Genomic DNA, 22,518 nt, shown 5'->3' on the forward strand with positions numbered 1-22,518 from the left:
TTCAGATATTAGGTTGAAATTGATCCCACATTACAACCGTATTCTCAAATATTCTCATGCTTTTTCATTTCTTCCTTTATTAGGGAAATATTTTAAATCCAGATTATTTATCAGCGCCATAAATAATGGATAAGAGAGGCAATAGTACATTTTGAAATGTTAAATGGTTTTTTCGCTGTCAGTGTTGTTAATATTTGCGGTCGTCTGCTTAACTTCATTCTTTTTTTTGTTGTTGCTAATCTTTTCGGCGTTTCGGTTTCTACTGACTGGTTTTTCTTCGTTTATGGTGTAGCTTATTTTTTTGTCAGCATCAGTTATTATGCTGCGGAAAGTGCTTTCGTGCCGGAATGGTATCGTTTGGCAGAAGATGAACGAGCCGATTTTTATAGATTTTCTGTAAAGTTATCATTCTGTATAGTAATTATTGCCTGTTCCGCTATGCTGGTGGGTGGGTTTTGGGTCGCTCCCTGGCGCCGGATTCATGTCCCAGATATCGGAATGGCTGCTGTTTGGTCGGTACTTGTTCTTTCCTTGCAGCCTGGGCTGGCTTTTCTCTCTTCTTTGTTTTCAAGTTACCATCAGTATCAGCGCCGTTACATTTTACCCACCATACACATTTCTCTGCGCAGTATTGGAGTGTTAGCTACTTTGCTGCTATTGCCGCAGCGTAACATTCTGGTTCTGTCTGTAGCATTTCTAGTTGGTGAGATTTTACGTTTTATCTGCCTTTTTCCCCGTGACCTTAAAATCAGTTTGAAAAGTGTTCTGCGTCGAAATTCAGATAAGGTGTTTTGGGATGTTTATCGCAATGTCTTGTGGATGACTCTGGTTTTAGCCTGTACCGTTGTAAACCCAATAGTTGATTTGGCAATGGTTGGTAGCTTTTCACCGGGAAGTGTTACGCTGGTTGAGTATGCAGGTAAATTACGCGGAATGCCGGTTCTTGCATTAGTGGGGGTGCTGGTAATTCTGCTGGGTGAATGGGCGCAGCAACATAACTCACCAAGTGTTGACTTTTCCTGGAAGACGGTAGCGCGTGCCTGCTGGCTGACAACCTTATTCTGTTTACCATTTGTTTTGATTTTAATGTTAACCCTGAACATCTGGGTCCCAATAGTATTTCGACCGGGAAATTTTAACGCTTCAAATTTGCAGGAAATTGAAAGGTTGCTCTGGTGGTACCTTATGGGAATCCCTTTTCTGGCATTGTCTCATGTTTTATCACGGGCCATCCTGGTTTTACGGCAAGTTCGTTTACTGGCGTTGGTTTCACTGCTGGCCATGGGAGTTAACTTCTTGGCTAACATCTTTTTGCTTAAATATTGGGGACTCATCGGGGTTGCCATCGCCACTTCGGTTGTCGATGTTTTTGTTTTTCTGTGTTATTTTTTATTCGTCAGGCGTTATATGTCAGATGTTTTAACGTCGTAAAAAGAGTATTTATCGGTAATATGGTTCCTGTTTCAATACCAAGGAGCGGTCTTTCCGGGTGGCGGATTTTTCTCCGGCCCAGGTTGCCGATCTCTACGGCCAGCACACGGCGGAGACCGGGCAGCGCTTTTCGGCCGAGGCCCTGGTGGCTATGCTGCGTGTAGCAGGAGCTCGACTTTAACTATTGCGTATGCCATGCGTGCCGGTGTGGGCAGGGGAAATTTGGCAAAATGTTTGACATTAGGTCCACCTTGTATTACGTTGTGAAATACGGAGGTGGCTATGATAACCCTAAGACTTGATCCCGAACTCGAGCAGGAATTGATTCGCACGGCGAGAAATCTGGGCATGTCGAAATCGGAATTGATCCGCCGGAGTATCGCTGGTTTTCTTGATCGTCTTCCACCGGACAATGCCTGGCAAACGGGAAAGGATCTGTTTGGAAATTATTCCAGCGGACGGGGAAACCTCTCTTCCGATCGCAAGAAGATTCTGCGTGAAAAGCTGAGCGGCAAAAGGGTATGAAAAAGATTTTGATTGATTCAGGCCCGTTGATTGCTCTTTTCGATGCTTCGGACAGATATCACAAGGCTGCGGTTGATTTCATCCAAACCAACGCCGATCCCCTGATTACCACTCTGGCTTCGATAACTGAAGTATTGCATCTTCTTAATTTTAATCGAAACGCCCAGCTGGATTTCCTCGAATGGCTGAGCCGGGGAGGCCTGGAGATACACGAAATCAAGCGACATGATTTTGCCGTGATCAAGGATCTGACGGATAAATACCGCGATTTACCGATGGATTTCGCTGATTCGTGCCTGGTTCTCCTGGCCGAGAAACTTTCTCTGAACCGGATTGCCACCATTGATCGTGATTTTACGATTTATCGGATTCAAGGCAAAAAAACATTCAAAAATGTCTTTCCCGGGTTGTAATATACAGAGTGTTGGTTTAACTGATCAGTTGATTTCTTCAGTAGCCCTGAAAATTGTCGCCGACAGGTGAAACATGCCTAGATTTTTCAATACCGCCGGGCCTTGTGTGCTCAGGGATCACTATACGGCGGATACGGAAAGCCGTTTCGATAACGTCCGCCGCCGGATTGCCGATAAGCGTTATTTCATTCTGCACGCGCCGCGGCAGACCGGTAAGACCACGATTATGCTATACTGAGGCCGCGCACCATTAGACCGTACAGGTTATTTTCTTGTTTTTTCAATGATTTTTTCAACCACAAAAACAAGAAAATGTTAAGTGTTTCACGGGTTATCCCCGAAGGGGATGTCCCGATGAAGAAACTTATCCAGCTCTGTTGGGCCTGATAAGAGTGCTTATTTGCGGGCCGTGAGAAATCATTTGGGTTGCGGGATTATTCCCGCATTAGATGTTCTTGGCCTGGTTGCAGCGGATTGTCAACGGCGGCGGTTACATCAGCCGGGAATACGCCGCCGGGCTGGGGCGGCTGGATCTGTTGATTGAGTTCAGGGAAGAGCGTTTCGCTTTTAAACTGAAGCTTAATCGGGCCGAGGCTCTGGCCGAAGGCCGGGTGCAGCTGGCCACCTATTTCGAGCGTCTTGCCCTTGACTTCGGCCGATTGCTGCTTTTTAATCGCCGGCCGCCGGATAATCCGGATGAAATCGGCCGCCGCGAACAGCTTCAGGAATCCGGCCGCGTAATTGAGGTGATCTATCTGTAGGGTTGTCGGAAAGGCGGTAATCCGATGCAAAACGAATATGCCGCTGTTGGGAAAGAGAAAATTATTGCTGGTCACAGGAAACAGTTAACGAGAGTGGGTCTATGAATTCAGACATGAAACTTGAAGATAAAGACAGTGTAATTGTGCCGGCGGTTGTTGACAATCACGTGGCTGGAGCAAACGAAGTGGCGAACGAGATGGCAAACGGGTCGGCGGCCGGGAGCCCGGCCGGGGCCGCCAATTTTATTCAGGTGCTGATTGATGAGGATCTGCGGGCGGGCAAGAATGAGGGTCGGGTACATACCCGTTTCCCGCCGGAGCCCAACGGCTATCTTCATATCGGGCATGCCAAATCGATCTGCCTTAATTTCGGCCTGGCCGAGAAGTTTCAGGGCAAATGCAATCTCCGCTTTGATGACACCAACCCGAGCAAGGAGGAGGCCGAATATGTAGATTCAATCAGGGCTGATGTCCGTTGGCTCGGATTTGACTGGCGGGAGCGCGAATTTTTTGCTTCCGACTATTTTGAGCAGCTTTATCTTTACGCCGAAACGCTGATCCGGGACGGCAAGGCCTATGTCTGCGATCTCAGCGCCGAAGAAATCAGGGCTTATCGCGGCACTTTGACCGAACCCGGCCGCGAGAGCCCTTACCGGGAACGTTCGACGGCGGAAAATCTTGACCTTTTCCGGCGGATGCGGGCGGGAGAATACGCCGACGGAAGCCGGGTGTTGCGAGCAAAAATTGACATGGCGGCGGGCAATATCAACCTGCGCGATCCGGTCATGTATCGAGTCCTGCGGGCCAGGCATCATCGCAGCGGTGATGCCTGGTGCATCTATCCGATGTACGATTTCGCGCACGGTCTGTGCGACGCGATCGAGGGGATCACGCATTCGATCTGCACCCTTGAGTTCCAGGACCATCGTTCTCTCTATGGCTGGTTTATCGAGAATCTGCCGGTGCCGGCAAGGCCCCGGCAGATTGAATTCGCCCGGCTCAATCTCAGCTATACGGTCATGAGCAAGCGGAAATTGCTGCAGCTGGTCAGAGAAGGGCTTGTCGACGGTTGGGACGATCCCCGCATGCCGACGATTTCCGGCCTGCGCCGGCGGGGCTTTACCCCGGAGTCGATTCGTAATTTCTGTGAGCGTATCGGGGTGGCCCGGCGCAACAGCATGGTTGATATCGGTCTGCTGGAATATGCGGTGCGCGAAGATTTAAACCGGCGGGCGCCGCGTTACATGGGGGTCTTGAATCCGCTGAAGGTGATCATCGAGAACTATCCCGAAGGCTTGGTGGAGGAATTGGAGGCGGTCAATAATCCGGAAGATCCGGCCATGGGCCGCCGCAAGGTTCCTTTTGCCCGGGAACTTTATATCGAACGTGACGATTTCATGGAGGAGGCTCCGAAACGGTTTTTCCGTCTGACTCCGGGTCGTGAAGTCCGCCTGCGCTACGCTTATTTCATTCGTTGCGAACGAGTGGAAAAAGACGCCCAGGGCGAGATCACTGCGCTCTACTGTTCCTACGATCCCGCGACCCGGGGCGGCAACGCTCCGGACGGGCGCAAGGTCAAGGCGACGCTGCACTGGGTGGCGGCGGCGAGCGCGGTTCGTGCCGAGGTGCGTCTCTACGATCGCCTTTTTTCGGTCGAGGATCCCGGAGCCGAAAAGGATGGCCGGCCCTTCACGAGCAAGATCAACCCCAGCTCCCTGATCGTGCTGGATGATTGCCGTCTGGAGCCGGCCCTGGCCGAAGTTCCGTTGGGAGTCTCGGTGCAGTTCGAGCGGCTAGGATATTTTACTCCGGATCGCCGGGTCGAACCCGGCTTGCACCCGGTTTTTAATCGCACCGTGACCTTGCGGGATACCTGGGCCCGGGAAAACGTTAGGGATTAGATTGGTGCCCCACAGTTTATTTTCTGGTTTGCGGATATTCCGGGGACACGACCTGATTTCCAAAGGAAACCGGGAGCGTGTCCCCGGAATATCCGGCGGAATATCCGATAATTTTATCTGAGTTTAAGAAGGACGACCTGTTTGATTGAAGGCTTACGGCTGAAGGATTATCTGCGCTCTCTGGGCGCCGGGCTCGTGGCCTGCCGGGGTGACCCGCGGACTCAGATTCTGGGGGCCACCAACGATTCGCGGCAAATCCGGCCCGGTTGGCTGTTTGTCGCGGTTCGGGGGCAGGCGGATGATGGTCATCGCTATCTCGAAGCGGCGCTCCTGGCCGGGGCGGTGGCGGTGATCAGCGAAAGGTCGTTGCGGTTGCCGTCCGGGGTCGTCGCGATTCAGGTGACGGACGCTTACGCGGCGGCGGGTATCGCGGCTGAAGTCAGCCATGGTTTTCCGGCGACCGCTCTGCAGCTGATCGGCATCACCGGAACCAACGGTAAGACCACAACCGCTTTTCTGCTGCGTGAGATTTTTTCCCGGGTCGACGGCAAGGTCGGCATGCTGGGCACGGTCGGTTACGACTGCGGCGGCACCTGGGAAAGCGCGACCCGGACCACGCCCGATCCTTTTGTCCTGCAGGCGCGGTTGGCCCAAATGGTGGAAAACGGCTGTCGCCGGGCCGTGCTCGAGGTTTCAAGCCACGCGCTGCTGCAGAAACGTCTGGGGCGAACCCGTTTCGCCGGAGCGATTTTCACCAATCTGAGCGGTGATCATCTTGACTATCACGGCAATATGGAAAACTATTATCAGGCGAAAAAGATTCTTTTTCGTCAACTTTTGCGGGATCGGGCTCCGGTGGTGATCAATGGCGATGATGCGTATGGCCGGCGGCTTTTTCGCGAATTGGCCGATAAACGCTGCCTGGTCTGGGGCCGTCGCTATCCGGCCGCGTATCGTCTGCAAGGGCTCAGGGAAGGTCTGTTCGGCCAGGTCTGTCAGCTGGGCGGCGGGTCTGAAGTCCGGCGCTGGCGAACCACTCTGCTCGGAGATTATAACGCCGCCAACATGGCGTCAGCGGCGTTGCTGGCCCGTGGTCTGGGAGTGGACTGGTCGGAGATTGTCGCGGCATTCGCCGCGACGTCGGGAGTGCCGGGCCGGCTTCAGCCGGTGCGTTTTCCCAACCAGGCCCTGGCGCTGGTCGATTACGCGCATACCGATGACGCCTTGTTCAAGGTTTTGCGGAGCTTGAAAAGGATTCCCCATAATCGTCTGCTGGTGCTGTTTGGTTGCGGCGGCGATCGCGACCGCGGCAAGCGCCCGCGGATGGGGCGGGCGGCGGCGGCCTTCGCCGACCGGATTCTGGTGACCAGTGACAATCCTCGCAGTGAGGACCCCGCGAAAATTATCGCTGAAATCGTGGCCGGCATTCCCGCCCGCGTGCCCTGCCGCGTGATTGTCGACCGGCGCCAGGCGTTGACCGAGGCGGTTTGCGGGTTGCAGCCGGGGGACCTTTTGCTGGTCGCCGGCAAGGGGCATGAAAATTACCAGGAAATCGGAAACGAGCGCTTTTTTTTCGATGACCGGGTTGAACTTTTGCGCCTGCGCGAGGAGCTGGCGGCGGCGTCATGCTGACGTTTTTTCTGTGGCGGCGCGGGCGTGAACATGATTCCGGCTTGCAACAGCGCGAGAAGTTTATGGCCGCGGGGCTGTTTTTTCTCTTGTCCCCAGGCTGCAAATAGGTTAGAGAACGCCCCCATGAATCTTCTCGCCATCGAAACTTCCTGTGATGATACCTGCGCCGCCGTTCTTGGTGACGGCGATGAAGTGCGTGCAAGCATTGTTTCCAGTCAGGTGAAGCTCCATGCCGCTTACGGGGGCGTGGTTCCCGAGCTGGCTTCGCGGCGGCATGGCGAGAATATGCGCTGGGTGGTCGAGCAGACCCTGGCGGAAGCTCGGCTGAACCTGACGGAAATCGGGGCGGTTTGTGTCACGCGGGGGCCCGGTCTGGTCGGTTCCCTGCTGGTCGGAGTGGCCTATGCCAAGGCTCTGGCCTACGCCTTGAAAATTCCCCTGGTCGGAGTCAATCACGTCGAGGGGCATTTGCTTTCCCCGTTGCTGACCAATCCCGGTCTCGGTTTTCCTTTTGTCGGCCTGGTGGTTTCCGGCGGGCACACGAGCCTTTACCTGGCGCGGGGCTGGCATGATTATGAGCTGCTCGGGAGCTCGATCGACGATGCCGCCGGTGAGGCTTTCGATAAGGTTGCGAGGTTGCTTGAACTCGGTTTTCCCGGTGGGCCGGTGGTCGAGGAACGGGCGCGAACAGGCGCTGCCGGGGCCGTCAAATTGCCGCGGGCCTGGCTGGGCCGGGAGTCTCTGGATTTCAGTTTCAGCGGCCTGAAAACCGCGGTGCGCACCGCTTTATTGAAGGAAGCCGGGCCCGGCCCGGAGTTTGTCAGTGATCTGGCGGCCTCCTTTCAGGCGGCGGTCAGTGAGGTCCTGGTGCAAAAGACCCTGAGTGCGGCTCGTCGTTGCCGGGTCGGGCAGGTGGCCTTTGCGGGCGGGGTTTCCTGCAATGGCTTTCTGCGCTCCCAAATGGCGGCGGCGGCCCGGGCCGAAGGACTTGATTTTTTTCTCGCGCCTCCTAAATTCTGTACCGACAATGCCGCCATGATCGGCCTGGTCGGACGCCGGCGTCTGGCGGCCGGGTATGTCGATGATCTGACCTTAAATCCCAGCTCACGTCTGCCTTTGTGAAGCATCATCGTCCCTCTTCTGTTCCCGAGGCTTCGGCCCCATTCAAGGTTTCCGCCCGTCGGGCCAAGAAACGTCTAGGACAGCACTTCTTGCGTGATCAGAGCGTGATTGCCCGGATTATCGCTCTTGCCGCCCTGGGTGCGGGCGAAAGGGTGCTTGAAATCGGGCCCGGGGAAGGGGTTCTGAGCGCTGCCCTGCTGCAAAGCGGCGCCCGGGTGCTGGCGGTGGAGACCGATGCCGATCTCTGGGCTCCTCTGGAGAACCGTTTTTGCTCTTTTACGGCGGAAAATTTCTCCTTGATCAGGGGTGATTTTCTGAAAACCGATCTTAAAGCGTTGCTGGCGTCGCAGGCGAACGATCCGGTCGCGGTGGTGGCCAACATTCCCTATCAGATTACCACTCCGATTCTGTTTCGGCTGATCAAATACCGGCAGTTCTTTTCTCGGGCGATTCTGATGATGCAGGAAGAGGTCGCCGCGCGCCTGCTGGCCGAAACCGGCAGTCGGGATTATGGTCGCCTGACTATCGGCGCCGGGCTTTACTGTGATATCCATTCCGGTTTTAAGGTTTCACCGGCGGCTTTTTCGCCCCGGCCCAAGGTCTGGTCCCGGGTTCTGCGCTTTGAATTTCTGGACCAGCCCCGTTACCCGGTGGCGGACCCGCTATTTTTCGAGCAACTAGTCAATACCCTGTTCAGTCAACGTCGCAAACAAATTATCAAACCTCTGAAAGGTCTGCTGCCCTCTCTTGATCGGGAACAGCTGGCGGCCAAACTCCTGGGCGCCGGTATTTCTCCGGAGCTGCGTCCGGCAACCCTAAGCCCGGCCGAACTCGTGCACCTGGCCGACCTGCTGCGCCCTGGGCAAAAAGTTTAAAAATGATCATGCGCTTTTGTAAAATTCTGATGCTGTTGTTGCTTCTGGGCATTTTGTTCGGCGTGGCGGGCGTGGCGGGGGTCTTTTCCTACTATGCCCGTGACTTGCCGAAGATTACCTCGCTGAAGGATTATCATCCTTATACGATGACTGAGGTTTTTGCCGCTGACGGCCGCCTGATTGGTCGTTTTGGCTTGGAAAAAAGGAAGATCGTGCCGATCGAGGAAATTCCGGAACTCCTCAAGAAAGCCTTTATCGCCAGCGAGGACAGCCGCTTTTATGAGCATCAGGGGGTGGATTTCTGGGGGGTCGCCCGGGCCATGCTCAAGAATATCGCCGCCCGGCGGATTGTTCAGGGCGGCAGCACGATCACCCAGCAGGTCACTAAGTCCCTGCTGCTTACTCCGGAACGTAAATTCAAGAGAAAGATCAAGGAAGCCATTCTGGCCTACCGGATTGAAAAATATCTGAGCAAGGATGAAATCCTGTTCATCTATCTCAACCAGATCTATCTGGGGCACGGCATGTATGGGGTCGAAATGGCCGCGCAACGCTATTTCGGGAAAAAAACCCGTGACCTCAATCTGGCCGAGATGACCATTATCGCCGGCATGCCCAAGGCGCCCAGCAATCTTTCGCCGATCACCCATCCCGAGCGTTCGGCCGCGCGGCAGCGCTATGTTCTGGCGCAGATGCTGGAACGGGAATTTATTACCCGCGAGCAGCTTAAACAGGCGCTGCTGACCGAAGTCAGGCTGGCGGCGCCGGCCGATCCCTCGGTTGATACCCCTTACTATACCGAACATGTGCGGCGCTATCTGGAGAAAAAATATGGCTACGACCAGCTCTACAAAGAGGGCTTGCAGGTTTATACCGGAGTCAATGTCGACTGGCAGCAGGCGGCCTGCGCGGCGATTGATCGAGGTTTGCGGAACCTAGCCAAAAGGCGGGGTTTCAGAGGGCCGCTAGAACATCTCGAAGCGAGAACCTGGCCCGAGTTCCTGACGCGCTTACAGGCCGAAAGGGAAGCGCGGTTTCCCGAAGGTCTGCGGGAAGGTGATTATTGTCGGGCCCTGGTGTTGGCGGTCGCTGACGAGCAGGAAAACGTGAGTCTGGATCTGGGTGGCCTGGCGGCGTCCCTTTCCCTGGCCGAGATGGTCTGGGCTCGGCGTCCGGATGCGGATGGCGCCAGGCATGCGCTGGCTCGCATAAAAAAACCTTCCCAGGCCCTGAGCGCCGGCGATGTGGTTCAGGTGCGCATTAAGACTCTTGAAGGCGAAGTCTCGCCCGCGATTACGGTTGCGCTGGAAGAGGAAGCCGAGGCCCAGGCTGCCTTGCTGGCGCTGGAGCCGCAAAGCGGTCTGGTGCGGGCCATGATCGGGGGGCGGGATTTTCAGACCAGCGAGTTCAACCGGGCGATTCAGTCGCGGCGCTCTCCCGGTTCAGCTTTTAAGCCGATTATTTACGCCGCCGGTCTGGATAACGGCCTGACTCCGGCCACCATTTTTCTTGACAGTCCGATCGTCTACAAGGATGTCGGGGATGACTGGAGCTCGGCCTGGAAACCGCGTAACTATGAACAGAAATTCTATGGGCCGACGACCGTGCGGCAGGCCCTGATTCATTCGCGCAATCTGGTGACCATCAAGATGTTGCGGCAAATCGGGGTACAAAAGGTGATCAATTATGCGAAAAAACTTGGTTTCACCTCTCAGCTCAATGCGGACCTGACCCTGGCCCTGGGTTCTTCCGGGGTTTCCCTGATGGAAATGACCACAGCCTATGGCGTTTTCGCCAATCACGGGCGTCGGGTCAAGCCGGTATTCGTCAAGCGCGTCGAAGACCGGCATGGTGAAATTCTTGAAGAACACGAAGGCGTGGGGATCGCCGGGCTGGAACTGACTTCCCTGCTGCCTTTGGAGACGGAAGCCGTGATTCCCGAACCGACCGCTTATCTGATGAGCAGCATGCTTGCCGATGTCGTCAAACGAGGAACCGGCCGCGCCGTCGCCCGGGCTCTGAAACGGCCGTTGGCCGGCAAGACCGGCACGACCAATGATTATCACGACGCCTGGTTCATGGGTTATGCACCGCAGCTGGTCGTGGGGGTCTGGGTTGGTTTCGATGAGCTTCAGCCTTTGGGGCGGCATGAAACCGGGGCTCGGGCCGCATGTCCGATCTGGATCGATTTCATGAAGGTCGCCCTGGACAAGATGCCGGAAATGAATTTTACGGTTCCGCCCGGGATTGTTTTTGCCAATATCGACGAAAACACGGGCCTATTGGCGGTGCCCGAAAGCGAAAAAACCTTTTTTGAATGTTTCAAGGAAGGCACCGTGCCGCTTGCATATTCCCAACCGGTTTCCGCCGAAACGCTGGAAGAGCGTTTATTTCTTGACGAATAAGCTCTCTTGCTGACGGCGTCGTAAGCAAAAAAACACGGCAAACAAATTCGTCCATGCTTTCTCCTGTCCGGACGGAGCGCGGTTTTTGTGCCGGGGGCCGTTTTTTGCACCCTCCGGACTCTGGTTTTACCCTTCTTCGTGGTTACAAGCCTTTTCCTGCCGCCTATCCGGCAAATATTTCCTCTTTGAGATAAGCGCACAAGCTTATCCTGAACCCCGGTTTTGCGGCTAAAGTCCGCATTCAGCCTGCGTTTGTCGGCCGTCCGGGACAATCTTTTTAGTTGGTATCATAGTTGCAAAGGCCTACGTTGCCGGCACCGGCTAAAGGTTTTTTGCCGGGGGGGTGATCACCTGGCGGACGGCGCATTAAGCGGCGTGAATTTTTGACAGGCGCTTGGGGTGGTAAATCAATGATGTTTGCGCGAGTCACTTTTTGGGTTTTGATGATGTTGCTGCTTGCGGTCGCACCGGTCCGAGCGGAAGAGGACTATAACCACGAAAACCTGATTAATCTGGCTGAAGTATTGAAAAACAAGGAAAAAGACCTGGAAAGTCGGGCAGCGGCCCTGGTCGAGGCGGAAAAACGTCTTGCCCTGTTGCACCGGGAGCTTGAGGAACAGCGCTCGGACCTGGAAAAAACCAGACTGTCGGTTGAGACCTTGCTGGCCGAGTACAAGCTGTTGAAAGATGAGGATCTGGGCCGCCTGGTTGAGGTTTATAGCGCAATGAAACCCGAGGCCGCGGCTCCTTTGCTGGCCGAAATGGAAATAAAATACGCGGTTGAGGTGGTGTTGCGGATGCCGGCGAAAAAATCGGCCAAGCTTTTGAGCGCGGTTGAGCCGAGTCGGGCGGCGGCGATTTCACGGGCCATAACCGAGCTTAAACCGGCTCAATGACGGTTGTTTTGTGAAAGTTATTTCCGCCGGAACCGGAATCGTTTTCCAACCTTGAGGGGCTGAGGTGCTGTTGTGAAAACCCTGGCATCAGTTTTGTTGACATCGCTGGCAGCGGGAGAGAACCGTCCGTTGAAAGGTAACGGTGGCGTTGCAAAATCCGTCTATCAAGGCAGTCGTGCAAGCGGCTTTGCCGAGACCTTGGCCGAAGCCTCTAAATCAAGCCACCCGGCAGCCAAAAAGCCTGAGGGGCCGGAGTCGGTCTCCAAAACGGTCGCCGCGGTCGCCGCGGAAGAACCTTCGGGCACAACTGGTGACGGCAGGCTCGAAAACAGCGATGAGGTCTCGGTTCTGCCGGTGAAGGCGACGCAACCAGTGTCTGAAGTATCTGAAGTGTCTGAAGCTGGTGTTGGTGCTGAGGCTGGGGCCGGGAACGATTCATCGGGTGACAAGGAAAACACCGTTGTGGTAGATGCCTGGTTGTTGGTCGAGACGGAAAAAAATGAAAATGTGATCCTTCCCGCCGGAACCTCGATTTCGGTGGTTACCGAGACTACGGTCGGTCAGGGGGCCTCGACCCGGCAAATTGCGGAAATTACTGTGGCAAAGGTTGCTTCGCGTAAAGTCCCGGGGCTGGGCGAGCAGAACCCGGCCGCGCCTTCGGGCGCGGAGGATGGCGCGCCAGGCGGAGCGGCGCTTTCGGCCAAGGCGGCGGCCCGGGACGGACAAACCGGCAATTGCCTGGCCGGTGCAAAGGAAGGACCGGATGGGGCCGGCAGTGGCGAAAAGACTTTATTGACGGATACTCCGGCCCGGGAACCGCAGTTTTCCGAAGCGTCGCTTTTCGCGGGCGGGGGTTCGAGGGAACCTGACGCGGTCGGTTATGGCGGGTCGGAAAACCCGGTTGCGGAAAATGCTGCGGGCCCGGAAAATTTTTCCTCGTGGGCGCGTTTGAGGTCGGAAGACGTGGCCCTGCCGGACGGTGGCCAAGGGGTCTCGCCTGAGTTCGACGCGGCGTTTTCCCCGGGGGTCGTCGAATCCGAGAGTCCGGCCGGGGCGGCGCTTTTTGCTGGTGAAGAATCCGTCGAAGCCGGCAATGACGGCGAGCTCGCGAAAACCGCCGAAAATTTGGGTTTGTCGGCGGAAGGCCATGGCGCCGGCCGGCACGGCCGGAAGGAGCGGGCTTGGCGCGGGGAGCGGGTGGTTTCCCAAAAGATGCATTTCGATAACTCACGTTCGCTGCCGGAAATGCCGGAACGGGCGATTTTTCAGATCAGACGGGATTATTCGGCGGAGTTGAGCGGTGGCGAAAAGACGGCGTCGGCGTCCCGGGACGGAGTCGTTGTTCAAGGTGAAAACCGGGGAAACGGCATTTTGTGGCTGCAGGAACAGGCTCGTCAAAACCAGTCGGTAAATCTGAGGCTGGATGAAAGCGCCGCAACGGTTTCCGAAAGCGCTGCGGCCGAGGACGAAGCTTTATCCCTGACGGCCGCGGCGGAAAAGAAAAGAAATGAACTTTTTCCATTTTCAGCCGAGGTTTATGCTGCCGGCCGTGAAAAAGTGAAGACCGGAGGGGGAGCGGTCGGCAATCACGAAATCGGTGCCGGCGCTGTCGCGGTCAAAGACAATTCAGCAAAAACCGCGGCCGCTCCTTCCCGTGTGCCTTCTTTACCGGTCAGCGATGAGAATCTGCTTGACCAGATTAAAAATGGTTTAACGCGAGGCATTCAGGGACGGCAGACGGTCACGATTCGGCTCTGGCCGGAAAACCTGGGCAAGGTGGAGGTCAGGTTGGTCCTGAAAGAACAGCAGATGACCGCGACCTTTACCGTGGAACAGGCTGAAGTCAAGGAGGCACTGCTGAGAAAGGTCGAAGGTTTGCGGGATGGTTTGGGACTGCGCGGTATTGAGGTCAAGGATATCGAGGTCAAGGTGGCTACGGTTAAATCCGGGGGTAGCCCGGAGCTTTTCCTGCAGGACCAGAATCGAGGCCACGCCGATTTCCGGCACCGGCGGGATCAGGAAGCGTTTTCGCAAACCGGCGCCGGGGTTCGGGGCTCAAACGTGCCGGTAAACGATACTAACGATTCTGAGGTTTCATCCGGTCGAATGGCGCGGGGGAACCCGCTTTTCGGCCTGACGGAGGCATCCGGTTCCTTATATATCATGGCCTAAAGGATAAATTCAGGGAGAAGTCACATGTCAATGTTTAACAGCAATGTCAGCGCGGTTGAAGGCGCGACTTACAGCGATCCCTTCGCGATTCCCACGACCGGGAAAAAGGATGATATCGGCAAGGAAACTTTCCTGCTGCTTCTGGTTGAACAGCTTAAAAATCAGGACCCTCTGGAACCCATGGACGGCACTGATTTCACGGCGCAGCTGGCCCAGTTCAGCTCGCTTGAACAGCAGACGGCCACCAATGAAAATCTGATCCTGCTGCAGGAATATTCGGCCACGCTCAACCGCCTGAACGCCCTCAATATGATCGGCAGGAAAGTTGAGTTTGACGGCAGTGGCTCCGGGTCGGCAAAGATTGCCGGGGACGGGCAGCCGATCGCCCTGAATTTCGAGCTGGCCGATAACGCTCAGGAAGTGACGATTGATATCTACAACCAGGAGGGTGGCCGGGTGGCGACCCTGGAGCTGGGATATTATGATCTGGGCTCCCGGGAATATAACTGGAACGGCAGGGATAGCGAGGGCAACGCCCTGCCTGTCGGCGACTACACCTATGAGGTGTACGCCCGCGACGAGCTTGGGCAACTGGTGGGCGTGACGGTTAACGGCAGCGGCGAGGTCACGGGCATTGAAACCGACCCGAAAAACGGTAATACCCTGCTGGTTTTGCAGAGCGGCACCCGTATCGGGATCGACCAGGTCGTCGCGGTCAAGCAGATTCCGGGGGGCTGAACTCCGGTTTGGGGTGACCATTGAGATTGAAAAACAGACGCATCAAAAGCAACTTTCGGATAATTTCATATAGCTTATTAAACCATGGAGGCGATCATGGCACTTACATCTCTTTACGCGGGCATCAGCGGCCTGAATGTCAACAGCGACGCGATTTCTCTGATCGGTAACAATATCGCGAACAGTAATACCATCGGTTTCAAGGCCGGCCGGATTCAGTTCAAGGATATCGTCAGCAGCAGTCTGGGCGGTGGTTCCTCCGGCCAGATCGGGCGCGGCGCCACCACCGGCGGCATCAGCACACTTTTTACCCAGAGCTCCTTTGAAACCACCACCCGGGGCACCGATCTGGCGATTGACGGCGATGGCTTCTTTGTCGTCGCCGATGGGGGGACCAATTATTATACCCGGGCCGGGGATTTTATTTTCGATAAAGAGGGGCTGCTGGTCAACAGCAGCAATCTGACGGTGCAGGGCTGGAAGGTTACCGAGGATGGACAGACCGTCGGCGATATCGGCGATATCAATATTTCCGATGTCTCTTCGTCCAGCAAGGCGACCTCCAGTGTCGATCTGGGGGCAAACCTCGATTCCACCGCGGAAACCCGAATCGTGATCAACGATTATAACAATCGTTTTGTTCTTAACGACGGAACCAATGATGTGGTCATCAGCCTGGTCAACGGGACTTATACCGGAGAAACCCTGGCCAACGAGTTGCAGAATAAGATTCAGGAGGATCCGTTGTTTGCCGCCGACGTGGCCTCGCCCACCGATTTTACCGTCACCTACAGCAAGGTGACTGGAAAATACACCTTTACCAACAATACCGGCAGCAATATCACACTGAATGTGATGACCGATGCCGGCGCCGAGACGGATTTCACGATGAAGGAGGTCCTGGGGCTTCAGATCAAGGATCGGACTGATCCGGTTGACGGCATCGTCGACAATATTGAAATCGCGACCGGCACCAACTTTATTTCGGATGCGCTGCCGCGCCTGACCGATAAACTTTTTTACGTCAACAATAATAATAATACGATCATTTTCAATGTCGGGACAACGGAATATCAGGCCCTGATTCCGGTTCAGGCCGATCCCTACACGACCTTGTTCGCCGGTGGCGGCACCAACCGGGTTCCGGCGACCGGTTCGATGGCCGCGGCTCTGGCGGACGCGCTCAACGCCGCCACGGAAACCGCCGATGGGGTCACGGGGTTATCCGGCACCGGTCCGACCTTTTCGGTAGAATACGATGATGAAACCGGGCGATTCACGATATTTTCTGCGGATGGGGGCGACGGCGACGATATCCGTTTCAAATGGGAGGATGAGCGGACCTCGGCCGAACAGCTGCTGGGTTTTGCCAGCGAATACGATCCCAACAACACGAAGACCGTCACCAGCTTTTCGATAACCGGCAGCAGCGGCAGCGTGGAGAGCGTCTTTGCTCCGAACACGGTTTTTGATCCGACCGCCACGACCTACTCAACCGCCATGAATGTCTACGATACCCTGGGATCGCCGCATACGGTCACCTATTATTTCAAGAAACAGGGCAGTAATCAGTGGGAGTGGCATGCGGTCATGAGCAGTGCCGACCTTGATAACGGGATTCCCAATGACGACGGCAGCCCGCGTCTGATGGAGGTGGGTTCGGGCGGCATTCTGAAATTCAACCCCAACGGCTCGCTGAAAAGTGAGAGCGGCCATAATGACGTTTATTTCAACTTTGCCGGCGGCGCGACCCTGATGCAGGCAATCGATATCAATTTCGGGGACAGCACCACGGAGGGCGGCAGCGGTCTCGACGGAACCACGCAATACGCGGATTCCTCGGCCACCTTTTCGCAAACCCAGGACGGTTTCCCGGCGGGCTCGCTTTCCGGGGTGAGCATTGCCGCCGACGGGCTGATTTCCGGGATTTTCTCGAATGGAGAGATCAAGCCCATCGCCCGTCTGGCGCTGGCGATGTTCAGCAGTCCCTGGGGGCTGGAGAAGAAAGGCGGCAATATCTGGGCCGAGACGATCGAGTCGGGCAATGTCAGTATCGGCATGGCCGGAACCGCCGGCCGGGGGACGATCGCCTCTAATTCTCTGGAACAGTCAAATGTTGATATTGCCACTGAATTTGTCAAGATGATCGCGGCGCAACGGGCTTTTCAGGCCAATGCCAAGATGATCACCACCAGCGATGAGTTGCTGAACGAGGTCGTTAACCTTAAGCGTTAAAGCCTGAAACCCAAGACCTGAAACCAGATCCGGTAAATAGCGCGCCGCGCCGGGCTCGGCTTTTAACACACGGATAAAATTATAATTTTCTAAAGGGGGTGGATTTAAGATCTGCCCCCTTTACTTTTTTTCGGCCTTTAGTTACTTTAGATTCCGTGATTGAGTTTGGCCCTGCCGAGTTTGAGGGTGGGTCGCGGTTGAGGATGATCTTATCGGAGGTTTTGCCTTATGAAGGTTCTGGTGGTTGAAGACGAGCAGAAGGTGGCGAACTTTCTGCAGAAAGGTTTGAAGGAAGAGCAGTTTGTGGTTGATGTCGCCGGCGACGGTCCCGATGGGGAGCGGATGGCGCTTGAAAATGAATACGACCTGATTCTGTTGGATGTGATGTTGCCGGGTAAGGATGGAGTTCAGGTTCTGGAGGAGCTGCGCACCCGCAAGGTCGAGACCCCGGTCATTATGCTGACCGCCAAGGATATGGTGGTAGACAAACTCAAGGGTTTTGAAGCCGGTTGCGACGACTATCTTGCCAAACCGTTTTCCTTCGAAGAACTGCTGGCCCGGATTCGGGCGGTGCTGCGCCGGCGCAGCGGGACCACCGGTAATGTGCTTAATTTTGCCGATCTGACTCTTGATCTTATTTCCCATAAGGTCATTCGGGGAGGCAATGAGATCGAATTGACAGCCAAGGAGTACGCTCTGATGGAATATCTGATGCGGAATCCGAATCGGGTGCTGACCCGGACCATGATCACTCAGCATGTCTGGGACTATAATTTCGACAGTTTCACGAATGTGATCGATGTCTATGTCAACTATCTGCGCAACAAGGTTGATCGAGGTTTCCCTCAGAAACTGATTCATACGGTCAGGGGGGTGGGTTATATTCTCAAGGAGGGTGACAAAAAGTGAGACCGATCAGTATCAGGTTTAAATTGACGGCCTGGTACGTGCTGGTTTTCAGTGTGGTTCTGGCTTGTTTTTGTTTCAGTATCTACGTGATTTTGGAAAAGAAACTGCTGGATTCGGTTGATCGCCGCCTGCAGACCATGGCGGAGCTGATTTCCAAAACGGAACTCTGTTTGGTGCCCAACTTCCTGCCGCCTGATTTTGAACGGCGCCTGAATCGTATTTTCGGTACCCGGCCGGTGGGTAAGTTTGTGCGGGTGCTTGATTTCTCGGGTGAAATCGGCTCGCGGACCGACAACCTCGACGAAGACCAGATTCCGGTCAACAAGGATCTGGTCCGCGAGGTTATCGCCCGAGGGGAGATCATTTACGAAACCCAGTATCCGCTGGGACGTGACATGCCGATTCGTTTTATTAATTTTCCGGTTAAAAGCTTTAACAGTAAAAATGTTCGGGGGGTGGTTCAGGTGGGGACCTCCCTTGAATTTGTCCGCGAATCGATGCGCAATCTGCTGATTGTGTTCTTTGCTTTGGGCCCCAGCCTGCTCTTTGTCGCGGCGGCGGTGGGTTTTTTCCTGGCCGGCAAGGCTTTGAAGCCGATTCGCGAGATTGCCCGGACGGCTCGGCATATTACCGTCAATAATCTGCAGGAGAGGATCACGGTGCCGGTGGCCCGGGACGATATCGGACAACTGGCCACCACCATTAACGGTATGCTGGATCGATTATCGCTGTCGTTTCAAAAGATTACCCAGTTTACCACGGATGCCTCGCACGAGTTGCGAACCCCGTTGACGATCATGCGGGGAGAGCTGGAAATTGCTCTGCGCGGCGAACGTAGCTCCGAAGAATACCAGGAAACCCTGGGCAGCAGTCTCGAAGAGGTCGAGCGCATGTCCAAGATTGTTAACGATCTGTTGTTTCTTTCCAAAAGCGACATGGGGCAGGAGGAACTGCACTCCGATCCGGTTGATCTGCGCGCCCTGTTATTGAATCTGTTGCCTTATTTCAAGCTTCTGGCCGAGGAACATCGACTTGAGCTTGAAAGTTCCCTGGCGGAGGTGAACTCGATTTATGGGGATCAGCTTAAATTGCGGCAGATGGTGATTAATCTGCTCAGTAACGCGATTCGTTATACCCCGGCCGGCGGCCATGTTAATCTGGGCTTGAAAAACCTTGATGATGGAGTGGAAATTATGGTGGCGGATACCGGCATCGGGATTCCGGAAGAAGCGGTTCCCCGCATTTTTGACCGTTTTTACCGGGCCGATAAGGCCCGTAGTCGTCAGTTTGGCGGCAGCGGCCTGGGTTTGAGCATTGTTAAGTGGATAGTCGATGCGCATCACGGTGTGATCAAGGTTGACAGCGTGGTTGGCGAAGGCAGTGTTTTTCGGGTTTTTCTGCCCGGCGGCTTGCCGGTGAACGGGGAACAGAAGCCTTTTCTGGTGGAAACGGCTCAGCGTTAGCCGCGCCCCCGGGGGGGGGCGGTTTTTGTCGTTGGTAAAAAATGCTTTTTTAAGGAAAAAATAATTTCTCTTTAATCCTCATATAATGTTGGTTTGTTACTATGCTTGATGAAGACTCCTTTTCTTCCTTGTTGGCGGCCGACCCTCTCCTCCTCCTTGTTAAATTTGCTGGCACAGTAAATTTGGGGGGTCGGCCAACCACCCCTTGATCATCGGGTTGGTCAAGGGGTGGTTTTTTTTTATCATGGTTAAGTTCGGTTTCTTTCGGATTCGCATTAATAAACTGTAACGTTAAAAAATTTTTCGGGAGGTATTTCACGATGTTTTTTCAGCGTCCCCTGGCCGCGAGTTTCCATCGCAGCGTAATTATTCATTTCTTGTTGCCGGTGCTTGCCGGTTTGCTGGTGCTGGGAGCTTTTTCGGCAAATGCGGCCTCGATGCCGCCGAGTTTCGCTCCACTGGTCGAGAAACTGACCCCGGCGGTGGTCAATATCAATACCGAGAAAAAGGTCTTGTCGAGCGGCGGGCGGGGGTTTAATTTCCCCGGTCAGGGCTCGGATCCTTTTGAGGAGTTTTTCGGCCGTTTTTTCGGTCAGTTCGATAATTTTCATCGTCGTTCTCAGCCTCGGCCCGTCAAAAGCCTGGGTTCCGGTTTTATCATCAGTGACGACGGTTATATTCTTACCAATAACCATGTTGTCGAAGACGCCGATCAGATCAAGGTTACGCTTTCCGACAAGAACGCCTACGAGGCCCGTCTCATTGGCCGTGACGCCAAAACCGATCTCGCGATCCTGAAGATTGATGTCGATCACGAGCTGCCGGTGGTCAGGATGGGGGACTCGGATTCCCTGAAGGTCGGCGACTGGGTGATTGCCATCGGCAATCCTTTCGGTCTGGCCCGCACCGTGACGGCCGGCATCGTCAGTGCCCGCGGCCGGGTGATCGGTTCCGGGCCTTATGATGATTTTATTCAGACCGACGCCTCCATCAATCCCGGCAACAGTGGCGGGCCGCTGTTTAATCTGGAGGGTGAAGTCGTCGGTATCAATACGGCGATCGTCGCCAGCGGTCAGGGCATCGGTTTCGCGATTCCGGTCAATATGGCCAAAGTTCTGTTGCCTCAACTGAAAACCGGCAAGGTGTCGCGAGGGCGTCTCGGGGTTCATGTTCAGGAAGTAACCGAAGAACTGGCCGCTTCTTTCGGTCTGGAGGAAAAATCCGGGGCGGTGGTTTCCGAGGTCGTCGAAGACAGTCCCGCTTCCCGCTCAGGGCTTCAGGTTGGTGATATTATTCTTGAGGTTGATGGCGAGAAAATTGAGGAAATGCGCTATCTGCCGCGTCTGGTCGCGGCCAAGAAACCGGGGACCAAGGTTGAACTTAAACTCCTGCGGCAGGGTAAAATTGTGAAGACCAAGGTCGTGCTTGACGATCTGGAGAACGAGGGCCTTGAGGAAAGCTCGGCTTTGAGTGATGATCGACTTGGTGAACTGGGACTGGCCGTCCGTAATCTGACCCCGGAACTGGCCGCTCGGCAGCGACTCGGAGTGGAAAACGGGGTTATCATCAGTCGGCTGGATCCCGACGGTCGCGCTGCCCAGGCCGGCCTGCAACTGGGGGATGTAATTCTGATGGTCGATAATGAACAGATTGAAACCGTGAATGACTTCAATAAGGCATTACGGGCCGGAAAACAACGCAGCTACCTGCGCTTTCTGGTTCAGCGTCAGCAGCTCCGCCTTTTTGCCGTGGTCAGGTTGGATAAATGACGACTCGCGATAAATCAAACTGGTGGGCTCTGGTCTGTACTCCTGTGGCCGAGGCTTCGGCCCGGGAGCGCTTGGAAGAAATTCTTTTTGCGCATGATTGCTGTGGGCTCTGGGAGGGGGTCGAAGGCCTGGTCGAGAAGGTTGAGGAGCCCTTGCCACCGGTCGGCTTTCCGGCTTTTCTGACCGCCTATTTCGCCGATGTGGAAGACGGAGCTCTACGGGAACTGGTCCCGTGCCTGCAACAGGAAAACCTGATCACCGGTGAAGTCCGAATCGTCGCCGTTGAGAATCAGGACTGGTTCGAGAACTGGCGGAAAAATTTTGTGCCGGTGGCCTTGACCGCAAAAACCCTGGTCGTGCCGGCCTGGCAGGAAGAGGTGTCCGAGAACGAGGCCACTCGGGTGGTGAAAATTTATCCGGGACAGGGGTTCGGGACGGGAACCCATGAGACCACCCGGCTGGCCGCGCTGAACTTGGAGCGGGAACTGGAAAAAACCGGGCCGTCGGCAACGGTTCTGGATGTCGGCACAGGGAGCGGCATTCTCGCGATCATGGCCGCCGTCCAGGGCGCCGCTCGCGTCCTGGCCCTGGATGTTGATCCGGATGCCCTCGACAATGCCCGGGAAAATTGCGTTCATAATCAAATTGAAGATCTAGTCGAACTTGACTGTCGACCTCTGACCGAAGTTGAGGGCTCTTTCACCCTGATTGTCGCCAATATCATTGCTCCGGTGCTGAAAAGTCTGTTGCCGCAACTTCATCGTCTTCTGGCCGCTTCCGGGCGCTTGATTTTGTCGGGGATATTGCTTGAACAGATAGATGAAATGAAGGAATATTGCGAACGGCGCGGTTTTAAGGTCGAGTTGGTTGAAACCGCCGGCGAGTGGGCCGCTTTTGTCTGCGCCCGGCAGTAAAGACCACGCCGGGATTGAAAATGAGCTTAGTCAGACGGTGGCCCGGGCGTAGGAACCGTGATTTCAACATAACCGGGTTGGCTGAATGGTTGCAAAAAATCTTTGATCTTTCGATTTTTAGCAGTTGACAAGTCGGATTTTTTAAGTTAAAAGACGCCTCCGTTTCACGCAAGAGCCGGCTTGTTTCATCAGGTTCTGCAACGAGAAACAACCCATGCGTCCCCATCGTCTAGCCTGGCCCAGGACACCGCCCTTTCACGGCGGCGACAGGGGTTCAAATCCCCTTGGGGACGCCAACAAAATTAAGCCACTTATGAAACTATTTTTAGCTTTTTGTCGAGCGGGGTGGTTTCTGGG

The 22,518-nt window shown here is 55.1% G+C and carries 17 protein-coding genes and 1 tRNA gene; all 18 read left to right on the forward strand.

What is annotated here, in order from left to right:
* Positions 1-156 precede the first annotated feature (156 nt).
* The 18 genes from ENN66_04610 to ENN66_04695 all read left to right on the forward strand — a co-directional run bounded on the left by ENN66_04610 (position 157) and on the right by ENN66_04695 (position 22,457).
* Positions 157-1,431: a hypothetical protein gene (locus ENN66_04610; GenBank protein ID HDS15888.1), complete on the forward strand. Its 1,275-nt coding sequence runs from the start codon at positions 157-159 to the stop codon at positions 1,429-1,431.
* A gap of 282 nt (positions 1,432-1,713) precedes the next feature.
* A complete protein-coding gene (locus ENN66_04615; GenBank protein ID HDS15889.1) occupies positions 1,714-1,956 on the forward strand; it encodes a CopG family transcriptional regulator in 243 nt (80 codons plus the stop codon).
* Positions 1,953-2,369, forward strand: coding sequence for a PIN domain-containing protein (locus ENN66_04620; GenBank protein HDS15890.1), 417 nt, complete (start codon positions 1,953-1,955; stop codon positions 2,367-2,369). The genes ENN66_04615 and ENN66_04620 overlap by 4 nt, the downstream gene beginning before the upstream one ends.
* A gap of 449 nt (positions 2,370-2,818) precedes the next feature.
* Entirely contained in the window at positions 2,819-3,130 is a 312-nt protein-coding gene (locus tag ENN66_04625; protein ID HDS15891.1) for a hypothetical protein, read from the forward strand.
* A gap of 197 nt (positions 3,131-3,327) precedes the next feature.
* On the forward strand, positions 3,328-5,031 hold the full coding sequence (locus ENN66_04630) for a glutamine--tRNA ligase/YqeY domain fusion protein (protein ID HDS15892.1): 1,704 nt from the start codon (positions 3,328-3,330) through the stop codon (positions 5,029-5,031).
* A 117-nt stretch (positions 5,032-5,148) separates the two neighbouring features.
* The gene (locus tag ENN66_04635; protein HDS15893.1) at positions 5,149-6,663 is read left to right on the forward strand and encodes a UDP-N-acetylmuramoyl-L-alanyl-D-glutamate--2,6-diaminopimelate ligase; all 1,515 of its coding nucleotides are present in this window, start codon (positions 5,149-5,151) and stop codon (positions 6,661-6,663) included.
* Positions 6,664-6,786: 123 nt separating this feature from the next.
* On the forward strand, positions 6,787-7,785 hold the full coding sequence (gene tsaD / locus ENN66_04640) for a tRNA (adenosine(37)-N6)-threonylcarbamoyltransferase complex transferase subunit TsaD (GenBank protein ID HDS15894.1): 999 nt from the start codon (positions 6,787-6,789) through the stop codon (positions 7,783-7,785).
* Positions 7,782-8,660 carry a ribosomal RNA small subunit methyltransferase A gene (gene rsmA / locus ENN66_04645; GenBank protein ID HDS15895.1) on the forward strand — a complete coding sequence of 293 codons (879 nt, stop codon included), beginning with the start codon at positions 7,782-7,784 and terminating at the stop codon, positions 8,658-8,660. Before tsaD ends, rsmA begins: the two co-directional genes overlap by 4 nt.
* Positions 8,661-8,662: 2 nt before the next feature.
* Positions 8,663-11,065: a PBP1A family penicillin-binding protein gene (locus ENN66_04650; protein ID HDS15896.1), complete on the forward strand. Its 2,403-nt coding sequence runs from the start codon at positions 8,663-8,665 to the stop codon at positions 11,063-11,065.
* Between the two features lie 410 nt (positions 11,066-11,475).
* Entirely contained in the window at positions 11,476-11,961 is a 486-nt protein-coding gene (locus ENN66_04655; GenBank protein ID HDS15897.1) for a hypothetical protein, read from the forward strand.
* Between the two features lie 129 nt (positions 11,962-12,090).
* Positions 12,091-14,133 (forward strand): flagellar hook-length control protein FliK, encoded by a 2,043-nt coding sequence (locus tag ENN66_04660; GenBank protein ID HDS15898.1) that lies wholly within the window; start codon positions 12,091-12,093, stop codon positions 14,131-14,133.
* Positions 14,134-14,157: 24 nt separating this feature from the next.
* The gene (locus ENN66_04665; protein ID HDS15899.1) at positions 14,158-14,871 is read left to right on the forward strand and encodes a hypothetical protein; all 714 of its coding nucleotides are present in this window, start codon (positions 14,158-14,160) and stop codon (positions 14,869-14,871) included.
* Between the two features lie 84 nt (positions 14,872-14,955).
* On the forward strand, positions 14,956-17,106 hold the full coding sequence (locus ENN66_04670) for a flagellar hook-basal body complex protein (GenBank protein ID HDS15900.1): 2,151 nt from the start codon (positions 14,956-14,958) through the stop codon (positions 17,104-17,106).
* 228 nt (positions 17,107-17,334) lie between these two features.
* Positions 17,335-18,015 carry a response regulator gene (locus ENN66_04675; GenBank protein ID HDS15901.1) on the forward strand — a complete coding sequence of 227 codons (681 nt, stop codon included), beginning with the start codon at positions 17,335-17,337 and terminating at the stop codon, positions 18,013-18,015.
* Positions 18,012-19,478 (forward strand): HAMP domain-containing protein, encoded by a 1,467-nt coding sequence (locus tag ENN66_04680; protein ID HDS15902.1) that lies wholly within the window; start codon positions 18,012-18,014, stop codon positions 19,476-19,478. The genes ENN66_04675 and ENN66_04680 overlap by 4 nt, the downstream gene beginning before the upstream one ends.
* A 320-nt stretch (positions 19,479-19,798) precedes the next feature.
* Positions 19,799-21,247, forward strand: a complete 1,449-nt coding sequence (locus ENN66_04685) for a DegQ family serine endoprotease (protein ID HDS15903.1) — start codon at positions 19,799-19,801, stop codon at positions 21,245-21,247.
* Positions 21,244-22,161 (forward strand): 50S ribosomal protein L11 methyltransferase, encoded by a 918-nt coding sequence (gene prmA / locus ENN66_04690; protein ID HDS15904.1) that lies wholly within the window; start codon positions 21,244-21,246, stop codon positions 22,159-22,161. The genes ENN66_04685 and prmA overlap by 4 nt, the downstream gene beginning before the upstream one ends.
* A gap of 218 nt (positions 22,162-22,379) precedes the next feature.
* Positions 22,380-22,457: transfer RNA gene (locus ENN66_04695), tRNA-Glu, on the forward strand.
* The last annotated feature ends 61 nt before the right edge of the window (positions 22,458-22,518 follow it).

The sequence above is a fragment of the Pseudomonadota bacterium genome (assembly GCA_011049115.1).
Classification (GTDB): Bacteria; Desulfobacterota; Anaeroferrophillalia; order Anaeroferrophillales; family Tharpellaceae; genus DSCM01.

Excerpts from the sequence above, each read along its gene's own strand:
- ENN66_04610 (HDS15888.1), top strand. The coding sequence starts at position 157 with ATGTTAAATGGTTTTTTCGCTGTCAGTGTTGTTAATATTTGCGGTCGT.
- ENN66_04615 (HDS15889.1), top strand. The coding sequence starts at position 1,714 with ATGATAACCCTAAGACTTGATCCCGAACTCGAGCAGGAATTGATTCGC.
- ENN66_04620 (HDS15890.1), top strand. The coding sequence starts at position 1,953 with ATGAAAAAGATTTTGATTGATTCAGGCCCGTTGATTGCTCTTTTCGAT.
- ENN66_04625 (HDS15891.1), top strand. The coding sequence starts at position 2,819 with ATGTTCTTGGCCTGGTTGCAGCGGATTGTCAACGGCGGCGGTTACATC.
- ENN66_04630 (HDS15892.1), top strand. The coding sequence starts at position 3,328 with ATGGCAAACGGGTCGGCGGCCGGGAGCCCGGCCGGGGCCGCCAATTTT.
- tsaD (HDS15894.1), top strand. The coding sequence starts at position 6,787 with ATGAATCTTCTCGCCATCGAAACTTCCTGTGATGATACCTGCGCCGCC.
- ENN66_04650 (HDS15896.1), top strand. The coding sequence starts at position 8,663 with ATGATCATGCGCTTTTGTAAAATTCTGATGCTGTTGTTGCTTCTGGGC.
- ENN66_04655 (HDS15897.1), top strand. The coding sequence starts at position 11,476 with ATGATGTTTGCGCGAGTCACTTTTTGGGTTTTGATGATGTTGCTGCTT.
- ENN66_04665 (HDS15899.1), top strand. The coding sequence starts at position 14,158 with ATGTCAATGTTTAACAGCAATGTCAGCGCGGTTGAAGGCGCGACTTAC.
- ENN66_04670 (HDS15900.1), top strand. The coding sequence starts at position 14,956 with ATGGAGGCGATCATGGCACTTACATCTCTTTACGCGGGCATCAGCGGC.
- ENN66_04675 (HDS15901.1), top strand. The coding sequence starts at position 17,335 with ATGAAGGTTCTGGTGGTTGAAGACGAGCAGAAGGTGGCGAACTTTCTG.
- ENN66_04685 (HDS15903.1), top strand. The coding sequence starts at position 19,799 with ATGTTTTTTCAGCGTCCCCTGGCCGCGAGTTTCCATCGCAGCGTAATT.
- prmA (HDS15904.1), top strand. The coding sequence starts at position 21,244 with ATGACGACTCGCGATAAATCAAACTGGTGGGCTCTGGTCTGTACTCCT.